The organism is Lentzea sp. NPDC102401, from assembly GCF_044765805.1.
Lineage (GTDB): Bacteria > Actinomycetota > Actinomycetes > Mycobacteriales > Pseudonocardiaceae > Lentzea > Lentzea sokolovensis.
On sequence record NZ_JBIWKS010000025.1, the window covers coordinates 19,691 to 33,139 of the forward strand.

Consider the following 13,449-nt stretch of genomic DNA (forward strand, 5'->3'; position numbering starts at 1 on the left):
GTGCGGCTCCCGCCCGGCCTACACCTGGCAACAGTCCACCGCTCCTACTCGAGGATCGCGACGCACAGTCACTGAGTGCAGCCGGACGCCTTCGCGTTGCTGCAGGTGAAGATCCTTCTCGCAATCTTGCCCTCGATGTCGTGACTCTGCGTGCTGCGGGCGTGAGGGTGGGGACCGAACAGCGATCCAGGGGGACAATGTGAGTAACAAGCGAGTTCGGCGGGCTGTGATCGCCGCCGGGGCGTCCGTGGCTATGGCGGGGGTCGGTGTGGTGCTGACAGTGGGCGTCGTCAGCACCGCGACGCTGGTGGCGATGGCGCTGCCGAAACCACTCTTTCCGTGGTCGCGATCCAGCAGGGGCGCGGCATGACCGGCCGACACGTCCTGACCGTGGCGGCGCCGAGCAACACGCTGATCGGGCTGGTGCGCACGGTGACCAATACCGACGCGCTGGGCGGACCCGAGGTGGAGATCGAGACCCAGGTCCGGGGGAGCTCTGGCTTTCTGCGTGGCGAGTTCGCCGCGGGTCCTGGGGCGCTCGCCGCCTTGGAGCGCGACCTCGGCGCGTTCTCGGCTGAGCACCGCGCAGCGCGATGGACCGTTCATCGGCACGATCAGCGTCCGAGGATCCTGGTGCTGTGTTCACAGCAGGGCCACGTGCTGACGCACCTGTTGTCACGGCACGAGGATGGAGTACTGGGCGGCGAGATCGCCGCGGTGCTGTCCAACCACGACCGTCACGCCGCCAAGGTAAGAGCGCATGGTCTGAAGTCCGTCCACATCGGATGGTGGGCGCAGGACAAGCACGCCGCCGAGCGGGAACTGCTTGCCCTGGTCCACGAGCACCAGGCGGACCTGGTCGTCCTGGCGCGCTTCATGCAGGTGCTGTCGGGTTCGCTGTGCGATGAGCTCGCAGGCCGAATGATCAACGTGCACCACAGTTTGCTGCCCGCCTTTGTAGGCGGGCGGGCCTACCACCAGGCGCACGAGCGAGGCGTCCGGGTGGTCGGCGCGACCGCGCACTTCGTGACCGCCGGCGTCGACGAGGGGCCGATCCTCGTGCAGAAGTCGGTGCCGGTCGAACGTGGCCAGGTCAGCCCTGGCCTCTTAGCCGAAGCCGGTCGCGACGCCGAGATGCTCGCGATGGCCGAGGCGATCCGCCTGCTGTGCGCGGGACGCGTCATCCCGCACGGCCAGCACCCGGTGATCTTCTGATGTCACTCGCCACGACGGACACCGGTTCGGGATCCGCGCTGCGAGAGACGGCCAGGGGCGTCCCGCGGATCGCGATCGGTCTGGCTCTTACGGGTGTCTGCATCATCCTGGGCCGCGCGGGGGAGGCGCTCGGCCTGCCAGCGCCTCAACTGGTGATCGCGACGGTGATGGGCGCAGCCACCGCCGCGTTGAGCAGGGCCGAACATGTGCCTTCTGCGTGGCGAACGCGGACGTCTCACGCGCTGATCGGTGTGCTCATGGGCAGCTATCTGCATCCCGAGACGCTCGCACGTGCTGCCGACGTCGTGCTGTCGTCCTTGGCGGCCACAGTCGCCACGATCGGTGTGTGCGTGCTGGCCGCGATGCTGCTGGCACGCGTCTCGACAGTCAGCACGCTGGACGCCTTGCTCGGACTTACTCCTGGAGGCTCCGCATCGATCATCGCGAGCGCGACCGAACTCGGCGCCGACGCCTGGCACGTCGCCTTCGCACAGTACTTGCGAGTCGCGCTGGTCGCGCTCACAGCGCCGCTGCTCGTCATCTCGGTGAGCACGCACGCGCAGAACCCGTCCCGCGTGCCGACGTCTGTGTTCGTCTGGCCGGACATGGGGCACCTGGTGGAGCGGCCGAACGGCGCGTCCCCTCTGCTTGTGCTCACCGCGGTGTGTGTTCTCGGCACGCAGCTGGGCAACAGGCTGCGGCTGCCGGCCCCCGCGCTGCTGGGAGCGGCTGTCCTGACCGTGGTGGTCACCTTCACCGGTACCGCGAGAGGTTTCGCGCCGGACGGCTTGCTGGAGGAAACCGTGCTTGTGCTGACGGGCTTGGAAGCCGGGCGACACTTCAGCCGGACCCGCCTGCGCAGGTCTATCTCCGTGCTCCCGCATCTGATCGGCGCGATCGTCGCGGTGTGCGTGGCGTGCACGGGCATCGCCTGGGTCTTCGGGGCCCTCACAGGCGTCGGCTTCACCCACGCCTACTTGGCAACGACACCGGGAGGCATCACCGCAGTTCTGGCCACCGCTACCTCGACCGGGACCGACATGACGGTGGTGTCCACCGCTCAATGCGTGCGGCTGTTCGTCGTCGCCCTGGTCGTGCCTTTGCTGATCCGCGGCTTGAAACGCTGGCAGTCTCGAAATGCCGGCAGTTCGTCCGGCACAACGGAGCACGGCTGACCCAGCAGCGGCACAGCACGGGTCGGCCGCGCACCCCACTGCACCCGGAGATCTGGCCACGGGGCTGCCGAGACCTCGGCGTGGACGCGGCGCGATCGAGCGCTCATCCGTGGCCGGCGCTGCGATCCGGCGAACCGTCCGTGTGCTCAGCGATCGGAAACAGGACACCGAGATCTACGAGTTCGCGGGTCGCAGCGAAGACTCCATGGGCGGTCCAGTCGTCGGTTGTCATGCGGCCTTCGTCGATCCGGTTCTGCCAGTCCGCGGCGTCGCGATCGAGCTCGTGCGCGAGTTCCTCGGCGGGCAGTCCTCGGGCCTCGTCGATGGTCAGATGCATGGTGGTCGTCCCTTTGTCACTGCCGAGTTGAGTCTCACGAATCGAGTGTTTGCGAACGCAACCATACCTGAGGTGGTGTGGTCGGCGAGTAGGTCGGCTCCACTTTTCCCAACGGTCGCGTCAGGTGTCATCCCCAGGGGCCAGTCGATTCGCGTTTCCTGCAGGTGTCGGCGGCTGTGCGCGCTCCTGTATGGGATCGTGCGGATGGTGCCAGACCACGGTGCACTAGACGCTGTCGCTCGAAATGGTGTCCAGCCGGATCGGGCGTTCTAGTGGCTCGTGCGGCGTGCTGATGATGTTCCCCCGCCCTCTCTTGAGCACGCTTCACGCCTGCCTGGGCTCGGCGCAGCGACAACAGGGGGAGTGCGATGACCGTGAACGATGATCCAACGCCGGACCCGCGCGACAGGCTCACATTGCGGCGCGGAGGGCTCAGGCCAATCACCCACCAGCGCGCGGTTGGGAGCAGGTGCCCGGCGCGCTCGCCTCACCTGCCAGGAGCGACGATCCTTCCTGGTTCCCGGACGATCTCAACGACAATCCCGCGGACGGCGCCAGGCTTCCCCTCGCCCGACAGCACTTCCGCGGGAGACGGCCTGGCCGATGCACGCCGGTTCCAGATCTCTCCGGGCGGCGCGCCCGACGTCGAGGCAGGTACTCGATGAGTGAGACCGCGACCAACTCCGCAGCCGTGCGGCGACTCACCGCGGCGGACGGCACAGCGTTGCAGCGGATGCTCGCGAGGTGCTCGGCACGATCGCTGCATCAGCGCTTCGGCACAGCGGCCCCGGCGCTGCGCACGTTCACTGAGTCTCTTGTGCGCCGTGAGAACGCGATCGGGTTGGGGTCGTGGCGCGGCGACGACCTGATCGGCGTCGGGTCCGTTCACTTCCACGAGGACCGACCCGAGTTCGCGATCCTGGTCGAGGACGCGTGGCAACGCCGAGGCGTGGGTGCGCACCTGGTCCGTGCGATGTGCGACGAGACCGTCAGCGCCGGCTGGCATCACGCCACCGTCGAATTGCTCGTCCCCAACACAGCGGCGCGAGCCCTGCTCTTGAGCAGCTGTTCGCACGTGTGGTTCTCGATGCCGGATGCCGGACTCGTGTCGGGCCTGGTGATGCTGCGGCCGCTCGCTGCACCTCGAGAGGGCGACTGAGCCGCACACCAACATGCCGGTGTCTGCCTGATCTTCCTGTGTTCATGCCGCGCAACGCGTGGTGACATGAAGAAGGCCCGCACGCCGGGGGGCGGACATGCGAGCCATCGTCAGATACGTCGCAGCCGACCATCGTGCCGTTACCGACCGAGCCAAAGAACTCGCAGACATCGCGTGCTATCACCCGTTTCAGGGACCGCGACGCAGCCTCCGTGCGGCACGATGCGTGAGATGCCCTGTACTGCCCGCGTGGCGGAGACGGCTCGGATTCCGGCAGCGACGTGCGGAAACCGGGCAGACCGGCCGAAGGCGGATCTGGTGCTGTTCTCCTGGTACAGCACGGAGTTCGGCGAGCCGGCGAGCAGCTGATGCACGCACGGGGTTGATAGGACGCGGTCACGTCCTATCAACCCCGTGCGTTGTCTGGCGCTGATTCCGTTTCCGCGCCTCGCGTTAGCGCATCACCACAGTGGTACCGGCGGGCACGTCGGCGAGAGCCTGGCAGAGCGCGGGCGGGACCGGCACGCACCCGGCGCCGTCAAGCGCGCCCAGCACCGACGTCGCGGGCAGTCCCGGAACGCTGACCCCGCCGAGGAACCCGGAGCACAACCTGGTCGCGTTCACGGCGATGGGTAGCAGCGGCCGCAGGAACCACGGCACCCCGTCCGTACTCGCGCCGATGGCGACAAAGCTGCGAGCTCCCGAACGCCCGGCCGTCGGGTGGCCCGAGACAGGACGGCCGAGGACGGAGTTCTCAGGCTCGGCCCGGCCCAGCTCGGCGAGCACGGTCACAGCGCCGGTCGTGGCGTTGAGCTCGATGCGCATCCCTGCATCGGCCAGTTGCACGGTGGGGTTCAGGTAGATCCACCCCGCGGCCGCGGCACCGCCGCTGTGAGGTTGCGCGGGCAGCAGCGCTAATGCCCAGCCTGGCCGGCGGTCGATCACCGGCACCCATGTCGGTGACAGCAGCTGCCACGGTGGCAGCTTCGCGACCGGGGGACCGCCTGGCTCCGCGTACACCGCGACCGCGTCGGTGGGGTGCAGCACGACGGCACCGGGTTCGGCGCCCGGCGACGGATCGCGCAACACCTCGGGCACCACCGCGCCCACCACCGCGGCCGGCAACGCGGCGAGTGCCCGCCCACCGACCGCTTGCGGCGCTACTGCGGCCGGATCTTCCTGTGCCACAACCGGAATCCGTTGGGACATCGGCGGCGCGGGCGTGAACGTCGTGGCGCTCGGCGCGGGCGCCTCAACGGGCCCGGCCGCCGAGACCGCGGCACCGGGCTGGCGCAGCAGGATCGCCACCAGTGCGATCAGGATCCCGGCCAGCAGCAGCTTCACCGTCGCGTCCCCGCGCCGCAGGAACGCCAGCCAGATCCGGATCGCCTGCAACACCAGCCTCGTCGTGGTGAGCGGCGGCATGGGCTGCGTCTTCTCCAACTCGGTCTCCGGGCGCGCGTGCACACTCGTGCGGGCCGGAGCGACGACGACGTTGTCACCGGAGATCACCGTGACGGCGCCGGAGAACTGAGCCGTCACGGCGTCTTCTCAGCGATCGCCGTCGCGATCGCCTTGGCGATCACGCACGTGTCGATCTGGGTGAAGCGCCCGTTGGTGATGCCGACGCCGGCGGAACCGTTGGCCAGGGGCAGCAGCGCCGTGCAGCTGGCTTCCTTGCTGGCGTTGTTCGTGCCTGCCTTGAGCAGCCCCGTTTTCGAGCCGAACTGCGTGGTCTGCGATCCCTTGTGGTCGGACTGCGCCGTCGACATCAGGCCTGGCTTCGCCCACGCGATCAGGACGATGAAGTTGCGTCCCTGCTGAGGCTTGCCGCCTTGTTCGGTGGTCACGACTGTCTTGTCCCCGTTGTCGTAACGGCACGCGGTGGAAAAGGCATCGTCCTTGTCCGGGGCGCGCAGCTTGGGCTTGGTGTTCTCGGCCGGGCGCACCTCGGGCGGCATGGCCTCCCATCCGACCGCGCACGGGTCGAACGCCGCGTTCACCGACTTCGCGTCCGCCCGTGGGTCTAGGTCCCCCAGCTCGATCACTTTGCGGTCCTGCGTCGCGGCCGCCGCGTGCGCGGAGGGCACTGTGGACAGACATGCGGTCGTGACCGCGGCGATTGCCAGCACCGCCCGTCCTGCGTTTCTGATAGTCATGATCTCCCCCGAGATGTAGGACAAAGGCTTATGGGAAAAGGGCTTTGAGAAACTCGGCCACGACGGGATCGCACATGGTGTCCAACTTGGACCGGTCGAGCGGCGCGTCGAAGGGCTGGCCACGGGTGGCCGCATGCTCTGCCGGATCCGCAGTGCGCCGGGCTGGGCGACGTCGCCGAGCACGGCGACGTTGAGCTCTTCTTTGTCGCGGCCTTTGCCGTCGGCGTCCTCGGCCGCGCCGACCCGCATGACCGGTTTGCCGGCCAGCGTCAGCTCGGTGACCATCGCCGCGGTGTCCTTGCGGCTGCGCAGGATCTGCAGGTCGCGGGCGATCGTGTCGGTGGGCGAGAGGTAGAGCTGGACCTCGATGACGGGGGCGAACTTGCCGTCAGGGGTCTTCGCGGTGTCGTCGGAGCTGATCGTGCAGGACTGGCCCTCGTCGATCACCCGGTAGTGCCCGGCGCCGAGATAGCGGTCCCACACCGCGGCCGGGACCGCCGAGCACAGCATCTGCGCCGTGACCAGCGGGTCCTGCTTCGCCTGTGCGAGCAGTTCCTGACCGCTTTTGGGCTTGGTGTCCTGCCACTCCACGCACCGGTCGGGGCTTTCGCTTCGGGCGCACGAGCCGCCGCTGGTCGACGTGCTGGAGCCGGACGGGTCGGACTGCGGTGCCGGTGTGCCGGACACGATGCTGGTGCAGCCGCCGAGCAGCGCGGCCAGTGAGGAGATCGCGAGAGTAAGGGCGTGGCGGCGGTTCATCGCTGGGCTACCTTCGCCACGATCTTCTTCGCGACCTCTTCGGCGTTGTCGCATGTCGCGGTCTGCACCCGGATCTGCTGGGTGAGGTCGTCGTCGTCGACGCGGTTGTCCTGGTCGACCTTGATCTGGTCGTCCCAGACGATGTAGGTGGTGCAGCCCAGGCTTCCCTTGGACAGCACGGCCTTGCGGCCGTCGACGGTAATCGCGCGAGCGGTGTCGCCATCGGCCTTGACCAGCTTCGACGGGTCGGTGTTCATCGTCCACGCTACGGTGACCTCAGGCCGGCCGACGCCCTTGTCGCGCTTCTGCGGCGCTGTCACCTTTCCCGACCGGGCCGTGCACGACATCGGCCCGCCGGTCTCGAGCTGCGCCTCTTCGAACAGGTCCAGCGTGGCGGACGCGGCCTTGCACGGATCCAGCTTGACCAGCGTCAACTCCGGTTTTGTGCGACCGGAACCGTGCTTGGGCATGTCCTGCCAGATCGGCGCCAGCGCGGTGACGTACTCGCGCGCCACCGTGCACGCGGGCTTCGCCGGTTTCTCGTCCGACCTGACCGACGCGCTCGCCCGCATCTGCACCGCGTAGTTGTCGTCGAGCGGCTTGGAGACCGTGCAGGTCCGCTCCTCCTCGGAGACGAACACGTCCATCCCGCCCAGCTTCTCCGGCGCGTCATCGCGACGCGCCGAGGCGTCGTAGAGCGTGCCGACTTCCAGGTAGAAGGTCCAGGTGGCCTCGAACTCGCCCTTGTGCGTGCGCAGGTCGCACTCGTTCAAGCCGGAGCTGCCCGGCACGATCTCGTCGGGCTGGTCGCCGGTCACCTTCTGCGCGGCTTCCGGGTCGTGCAGCCCACACGCGTCGATCGCCCGGTTCTTGCTGTCAGCGAGTGCCTTCGCCTTGTACATCTCCGGCACCGCCGGCTCGACCTGGTACTCGGCTTGCTGTTGCGCACCGTTGTCCCGCGGCTTTTGTTCACCGCCCACGCCGGTACACGCCGTGGCCAGCAGCATCGCACCGACCACACCGCCGAGCATGAAACGCCGTCGTAGAGCCATGTCCATGATCCCCCGATCCAGACAGAAGAAGCCCTTGACCAGCACGAATCGCGGCATGCGCCAGCGACGAGCTGACCAGCAGGGCAGAGTTAGACGTTCGTCAGCCGCGCAGCGGCGCTTCCGATGGGCGCACACGGAGATCCCCTGCTGTCGTCGCGCCACTGCCTGGTTCAAGCCAGGCCAGCAGCACAACGAGGACAACCAGCACACCGGCCGCGAGCAGCGTGATCGGGCTGATCGCGGCGGCCGCCGACTCGTCCATGGCGGTGATCTGTTGAAGCGGTGGACCGGCTCCCGGCACACCGTCGTCGTGCCGTTGCTGACTGAGCAGCAGCATCTCCACGTCCCCCAACGTGGTAGGTCGGACCATCGCCACGGTGAAGACGACATCATCACCATGCCGATGCGCCCGCGCGCGGATCCAGTTCACGAAGAACCGGAGACGGCACGCGACAGCCCAGCCGCGACCCCGACCTCTGTGGTCGCCCCACAACTGCACCCCACGTGCCGGCCGGACACCTCGCGCACCGTGCGACCCATCGGTTCCCACACCGCGCCCGCGCTCGTAGCGCCCGACCCGCCCAGCAGCCATGCACTGAACGTGACTGCGACCATGCACGATAAGGCCAGGTGAGGTCAACAGAGACACAAGGGAAATGCAGAAATCGCGGAACACGACTACTCAGAGCTACGGCGCGTGATCAGGTTCGCGGAGTTGCCCCGCACCCTTGGTCCGGACCGCCGCGTGAGCGCACCCTGGGCACACCGGTGCCTGAACGAGTTCTCGTCACGGCGCCGCGGGCGACCGAGACAGGTGGCCGAAGAGCGCCAGGGGGACAGGACCGCACCATGACCACGCTGCAGTTGCGCGACCAGCTGACCGCCGCCGAGATCACGGCGCGAAACGGTCTCATCGACTTGATCGAGAACACCGACGAACTCACCGCGACGTTGCAGGAGTGGCTGCGTATCCCTCTCGACCACCAACTGCACCATCACGAGCTGCGTCCGCCCACCACACGCGAACGCCACGCGCTACGGCTGCACGACAGCACCCTGCGTGTGCTGTCCCGCGCCGGCTCGCTGAGCGCCACCATCCCCGCGTCCGCCCCGCTCGTCGTCGCGCACGTCAGCGCGCTGATCGCCCGGCAGCGACTCCCCGAAGAAGCACGAAGAGCACTTGACCAGCACGAACTGCCACTCGGGGCCATTCTCAGGCGCTACTCGGTGCGCCGGCATACCCACATCGCCGACCCAACGGAAGGCCCCGACGAGAGCGGCCGCCAGCAACTGCTGCGAGTTCACGCCACGCTGACGCTTCCCGGCCGCGGGCGGGTCGCCGTCGTACACGAGACCATCTACCTGAGTCTTCTACGGCCGAGTCAGCACACCTCCGCACCAGCCATCCCCAGGCCGAGCTCCGCCGGTGATGAGCGCGTACAGGACCTGCTGCGCAAGGCAGGGCACGCGGTGCTACCGCCCGAGAGCGCGACTCCCTCACCTGCACTCCGCGCCTGAGGTTGTGGGTGATCGCGGCCGCCCGTCCCTACTTGCGCGTGTGCGCGTGAGAGTCGCCGTCAGGCGGTGCCGAGTATTCACGCGAGGTGCTCGGTGGTCGCGCCGACCTCGAACTCGACTCCGACGAGGACGTCCAGGTCTTCTCCGCGATGGTGGACGGGATGCGCATCGGCGCGTCGGCGCTGTTCGAGCGGCTCCGATCCGACGCGGAGCGCAGCCGGGAGGACATCACCGCACAAGAACGCGAACTGTTCGACCGAACCCTCACCGGCGACACCCGCCGCCACCTCGCCGCCCGGATACGGCAGGCGCACGAGTTGGTCGATGGCATGAACGCCCGGTTGGAGCGCGTGCGCACGGCGTCCAAGGTGGCGGTGCGGCTGGTGTGGGAAGTCTCGCCGGACCTGCCGGTCGGCACGAAGGCGGCACGCGACCTCCTGCTCAAGGATCCTGTGCGGTTGAACGAGGCCGATCGCGAGTCGCTGCACCGATTCTTCCGCGAGCGCGTCGAGCAGGCCAAGGGCGACGAGTCCGCCGCGGGCTGGGAACAGCAACTGGAGCAGGTGTTCGACTACACCGCCTGGCACCGGTTCGTGGTGAAACTCGACCGCATGAACGGCACGGGCTGGCAGCCGTTGACCAAGAAACTCCACGGAGCGCTCTCCGGCGGCGAGAAGGCGATCGCCCTGCACCTACCCCTGTTCGCCGCCGTGGCAGCCCACTACCAGGCTGTCGCCGGAGCACCGCGGGTCATCCTGCTGGACGAGGTCTTCGTCGGCGTCGACACCGTCAACCGCGGCCAGGTCTTCGAGCTCCTGTCCGCACTGGACCTGGACCTGGTGCTCACCTCGGACCACGAGTGGTGCACCTACCGTGAACTGGACGGCATCGCGATCCATCAGCTGATCACGGGTGGCGACGGAGAAGACGCCGTTACCACAGCCCGCTTCGTATGGAACGGGAACGAGGTACTCGACGAGCGGGAAGAGGAAGACGGCTGAAGTCCCCCAGGTCGACTCTTCCTCTTACGTCACAGGACGCCCATGTCGGCGACGAAAGCAGTACGGCAGCCGTGGGAGCACGCTCTGGGAGCGGATTGGGAGCAGCGTCGTGCGCTGGACGCACCAGAACGGTCCTCAACGAACCTGAACGGAATCGCGCCAACCTGCAGGAGTCGCATTTCTGCAGGTCAGCGCGATCTCATCGCCATAGTTCACATAGAAGAAGTCTTCGACCGACCTCAACTGCACTCAACTACGCCAAACCGCAGGTCAACGGGCCTCAACAGCCTTACAGCAGACTCCAGGTTTAACCCTGAGTGCTTATGTTTCGCAACTAAGCACTCACCCGCACTCGAAAGCCAGGGCGATGTCCCCAAGGCATCGCATTTCTGGAGTTCAGTGACGCGGGTGTCGGTGTGTGGGCTCAGGACATGCTTGACCATTTGTCGTCGGGACATGCTTGACGTCAGTCGGGCGTGACGCCCTTGCCGGTGACGTGCAGCCGGGTGATCGGTTTGAGGTTGTGGCGGGGCCGGACGGTGATCTCTTCGTCGCCGTGCAGGACGCGTAGATGGGTGTCTTCGATGACGACGGTGACGAGCTTGCCGCGGTGCCGTGGCCCGAGTTTGATCCGTTGGCCGCCGACCAGGATGCGGCCGCTGGCGTGCACTCGCCGTTGGGCGCGAAGCGATCCGGCGGGCAGTGGCAGTGGCGGCAGCGGACTGGACGGTGTGCGTGCGCCCTGCAGTCGGGCGAGCTTGTCGGCGCTGACGGGGCATGGCCAGCTGCCGACGAGGGCGTTGTCGAGCACGGCGTGCATCAGGTGCCCGTCCAGCCGCAGAGTGACCTTGCGGCCCGCGTAGGCGAATCCGACCGACGACACCGTCCGCAAGTGGCGCAAGCGGTTCTGCCGCGATGGCCTGCCGGGCTTGGCTGACCGGCCCCGCAGCGGAGGGCCACGAGTCTTCCCCGCCACCGTGGTGGCCGAGGTCAAGGCATTGGCCTGCGAACCGCCCGCCCAGGCCGGTGCCGCTCTGGCCCGGTGGAGTTGTCCGGAACTGGCCCGTGAGGCAGCCGACCGCGGCATCTGCGACCGGGTGTCGGCCTCCACGGTGCGCCGCTGGCTGTCCACGGACGCGATCAAGCCGTGGCAGCATCGGTCGTGGATCTTTCCCCGTGACCGTACTTCGCGGTCAAGGCCGCCAGAGTGCTCGACCTGTACGATCGAATGTGGGACGGGGAACCCTTAGGTGACAACGACTTCGTGATCAGCGCGGACGAGAAACCGGGAATCCAGGCGCGTCCTCGTATCCATCCCAGTCTGCCGGCCGGGCCCGGCCCTTCGACTGGACCTTCACACGCGACGACCTCAACCGGTTACTGACCCGCCTCGGCCATGACGACCACCACGCACCCCCGCCACTCGCGGCATGACCCCCGACGAACTAACGGGCGTGACCACTAGGTGTCCACGGCCTAGGGTGAACCTCAGTGCGTCTCCGCGCGATTCGGCTGTGTGTGGGAATTGCCGGTGTTCAAGTGGTTGCGGAGGTGCCTTCTGGTGCGGTATGCACTGACGATGCCGCGATTGACTGGTCACATCCTGCCGATCCTCGTCACAGCGGAATGCTCTCGCGATGTCGTTGTGGCCCGGCTCGGACAGATCGTTGCCGATTCGGTCACCGTTGCCGATGTCCCCATGGCGGCCGATGTCCTCCTCATCCCGGAGGGGGCCGCCGTGCAGCCGCCTTACATCGCGCGTGGTCGGTGGACAGGTGTACCACGTCCTCGCCGAGTGGTCTCGTTCGCAGTCGCGCTGCACGTTGATCCGGACATTACGTTTGCACAGTCCGCTGATCTAACTATATGCGCCTACCGCTCCATCGCCGCGCAAGTTGACGCCGCCCACACCACGACTATCAACGTCGTCGTGCTCCCACTCGAGGTCGAACTCTTGCAGTACGCCGCGCGCATAGCGACGATGTTCTTCCGCTCAGCGAACGTATGGGCACCCTGCTGAACTGGGGCGGCACACTCAGACCACTGTTCCACTCCGTCTGCATCCTGGGGCCGAAGAGCAGAGATTGCGGTCGGGGCCTTCGGTGACCTGTCGCCGAGGGCAAGGTCGGTGGATCGACCGCGACATTTCTCTACACCCCCCAGCGCGCTTCTTAACGCGACCGGCTGGTGATCATCCTGATCGTCCTGGTGGTGATCTTCGCGGTGCTTGCCCTGCTGTTGCGGTCACTGCTGGCGCCGCTCGTGCTGATCGCCACCGTCGTGCTGTCGTTCGCGGCGACGATGGGAGTCTCCGCGCTGGTGTTCAACCACCTGTTCGACTTCCCCGGTGCGGATCCGGTCGCGCCGCTGTTCGGGTTCGTGGTCATGGTGGCTCTCGGGCGTCGACTACAGCATCTTCCTGATGTCGCGGGCACGAGAGGAAGTGAAGAGGATCGGAACTCGAGAGGGAACACAGCGCGGGTTGAGCGTCACAGGTGGCGTCATCACATCGGCCGGTGTGGTCCTCGCGGCGACGTTCGCGGTGCTGGCCGTGCTCCAGGTCCTCTTCCTCGCGCAGTTGGCGTTCATCGTTGCCTTTGGCGTGCTGCCGGACACGCTCCTGGTCCGCTCGTTCCTCGTGCCGGCCCTGACCGTCGACATCGGATCTGGTGGCCGTCGCGGAGCAACTTGTCACTGGTGCTGGTCATGGACAACCTCAACACCCACACCATCGCCTCCCTCTACGAGGCGTTCGCACCCGGCGAGGCCTTCGCCCTGGCCCAGCGACTGGAGATCCACCGCACCCCCAAATACGGATCCTGGCTCAATATCGCCGAGATCGAGTTGTCCGCACTGTCACGGCAATGCCTCGACCGCCCCGTCAGCGACCTCGACACCCTCGACACCGAACTCGCCGCATGGCAACACGCCATCGACACCGAACAGCGTCAAGTCCGCAGGCAGTTCACCACCGACGACGCACGCATCAAACTCCGCCACCTCTACCCTAAAAGGGTTAGAAGCGCTCTATTAGCGTGGGATGTGCGGAACTGTTCGGCGTAGTGGGCGACTCC

The 13,449-nt window shown here is 67.2% G+C and carries 12 protein-coding genes and 3 pseudogenes; 9 read left to right on the plus strand and 6 right to left on the minus strand.

The features are described 5' to 3' along the window. Window positions 1-366 precede the first annotated feature (366 nt). Both ACIRG5_RS47115 and ACIRG5_RS47120 read left to right on the plus strand, forming a co-directional pair. Complete coding sequence (locus ACIRG5_RS47115) at window positions 367-1,215, plus strand: formyltetrahydrofolate deformylase (RefSeq protein WP_402917907.1); 849 nt, start codon at window positions 367-369, stop codon at window positions 1,213-1,215. Then, a complete protein-coding gene (locus ACIRG5_RS47120) occupies window positions 1,215-2,390 on the plus strand; it encodes an AbrB family transcriptional regulator (RefSeq protein ID WP_402917910.1) in 1,176 nt (391 codons plus the stop codon). The genes ACIRG5_RS47115 and ACIRG5_RS47120 overlap by 1 nt, the downstream gene beginning before the upstream one ends. A gap of 103 nt (window positions 2,391-2,493) precedes the next feature. Here the strand turns inward: ACIRG5_RS47120 and ACIRG5_RS47125 are convergent, their stop codons facing one another. Further along, the gene (locus ACIRG5_RS47125; RefSeq protein ID WP_402917913.1) at window positions 2,494-2,727 is read right to left on the minus strand and encodes a hypothetical protein; all 234 of its coding nucleotides are present in this window, start codon (window positions 2,725-2,727) and stop codon (window positions 2,494-2,496) included. 661 nt (window positions 2,728-3,388) lie between these two features. Here ACIRG5_RS47125 and ACIRG5_RS47130 point away from each other — a divergent pair. Beyond that, window positions 3,389-3,886, plus strand: a complete 498-nt coding sequence (locus ACIRG5_RS47130; RefSeq protein ID WP_402917916.1) for a GNAT family N-acetyltransferase — start codon at window positions 3,389-3,391, stop codon at window positions 3,884-3,886. Between the two features lie 453 nt (window positions 3,887-4,339). Here the strand turns inward: ACIRG5_RS47130 and ACIRG5_RS47135 are convergent, their stop codons facing one another. The 4 genes from ACIRG5_RS47135 to ACIRG5_RS47150 all read right to left on the minus strand — a co-directional run bounded on the left by ACIRG5_RS47135 (window position 4,340) and on the right by ACIRG5_RS47150 (window position 8,199). After that, window positions 4,340-5,428 (minus strand): hypothetical protein, encoded by a 1,089-nt coding sequence (locus tag ACIRG5_RS47135; protein ID WP_402917919.1) that lies wholly within the window; start codon window positions 5,426-5,428, stop codon window positions 4,340-4,342. Next, the gene (locus ACIRG5_RS47140) at window positions 5,425-6,804 is read right to left on the minus strand and encodes a hypothetical protein (RefSeq protein ID WP_402917922.1); all 1,380 of its coding nucleotides are present in this window, start codon (window positions 6,802-6,804) and stop codon (window positions 5,425-5,427) included. Before ACIRG5_RS47140 ends, ACIRG5_RS47135 begins: the two co-directional genes overlap by 4 nt. After that, window positions 6,801-7,856, minus strand: a complete 1,056-nt coding sequence (locus ACIRG5_RS47145) for a hypothetical protein (protein ID WP_402917925.1) — start codon at window positions 7,854-7,856, stop codon at window positions 6,801-6,803. Before ACIRG5_RS47145 ends, ACIRG5_RS47140 begins: the two co-directional genes overlap by 4 nt. A 100-nt stretch (window positions 7,857-7,956) precedes the next feature. Beyond that, on the minus strand, window positions 7,957-8,199 hold the full coding sequence (locus tag ACIRG5_RS47150; RefSeq protein WP_402917928.1) for a hypothetical protein: 243 nt from the start codon (window positions 8,197-8,199) through the stop codon (window positions 7,957-7,959). Window positions 8,200-8,705: 506 nt separating this feature from the next. Between ACIRG5_RS47150 and ACIRG5_RS47155 the strand changes: the two genes are divergently transcribed. After that, entirely contained in the window at window positions 8,706-9,374 is a 669-nt protein-coding gene (locus ACIRG5_RS47155; protein WP_402917931.1) for a hypothetical protein, read from the plus strand. Between the two features lie 80 nt (window positions 9,375-9,454). After that, window positions 9,455-10,375 (plus strand): annotated as a pseudogene (locus ACIRG5_RS47160) (SbcC/MukB-like Walker B domain-containing protein); the annotation flags it as partial. A 466-nt stretch (window positions 10,376-10,841) separates the two neighbouring features. Here the strand turns inward: ACIRG5_RS47160 and ACIRG5_RS47165 are convergent. Then, window positions 10,842-11,276: a hypothetical protein gene (locus ACIRG5_RS47165; protein ID WP_402917933.1), complete on the minus strand. Its 435-nt coding sequence runs from the start codon at window positions 11,274-11,276 to the stop codon at window positions 10,842-10,844. Window positions 11,277-11,304: 28 nt separating this feature from the next. Here ACIRG5_RS47165 and ACIRG5_RS47170 point away from each other — a divergent pair, with 28 nt between their 5' ends. The 4 genes and pseudogenes from ACIRG5_RS47170 to ACIRG5_RS47185 form a co-directional block, all read left to right on the plus strand. Then, entirely contained in the window at window positions 11,305-11,625 is a 321-nt protein-coding gene (locus ACIRG5_RS47170; RefSeq protein WP_402917935.1) for a helix-turn-helix domain-containing protein, read from the plus strand. A 311-nt stretch (window positions 11,626-11,936) separates the two neighbouring features. Next, entirely contained in the window at window positions 11,937-12,395 is a 459-nt protein-coding gene (locus ACIRG5_RS47175; protein ID WP_402917938.1) for a hypothetical protein, read from the plus strand. A gap of 92 nt (window positions 12,396-12,487) precedes the next feature. Then, window positions 12,488-13,124, plus strand: a pseudogene (locus ACIRG5_RS47180) (MMPL family transporter); the annotation flags it as partial. After that, window positions 13,076-13,262: pseudogene (locus ACIRG5_RS47185) on the plus strand (transposase); the annotation flags it as partial. The pseudogenes ACIRG5_RS47180 and ACIRG5_RS47185, both read left to right, overlap by 49 nt. Between the last annotated feature and the right edge of the window lie 187 nt (window positions 13,263-13,449).

Bases quoted from the DNA above. Each gene is read 5' to 3' on its own strand.
- ACIRG5_RS47115 (WP_402917907.1), top strand. From the start codon at position 367: ATGACCGGCCGACACGTCCTGACCGTGGCGGCGCCGAGCAACACGCTG.
- ACIRG5_RS47120 (WP_402917910.1), top strand. From the start codon at position 1,215: ATGTCACTCGCCACGACGGACACCGGTTCGGGATCCGCGCTGCGAGAG.
- ACIRG5_RS47125 (WP_402917913.1), bottom strand. From the start codon at position 2,727: ATGCATCTGACCATCGACGAGGCCCGAGGACTGCCCGCCGAGGAACTC.
- ACIRG5_RS47130 (WP_402917916.1), top strand. From the start codon at position 3,389: ATGAGTGAGACCGCGACCAACTCCGCAGCCGTGCGGCGACTCACCGCG.
- ACIRG5_RS47140 (WP_402917922.1), bottom strand. From the start codon at position 6,804: ATGAACCGCCGCCACGCCCTTACTCTCGCGATCTCCTCACTGGCCGCG.
- ACIRG5_RS47145 (WP_402917925.1), bottom strand. From the start codon at position 7,856: ATGGCTCTACGACGGCGTTTCATGCTCGGCGGTGTGGTCGGTGCGATG.
- ACIRG5_RS47155 (WP_402917931.1), top strand. From the start codon at position 8,706: ATGACCACGCTGCAGTTGCGCGACCAGCTGACCGCCGCCGAGATCACG.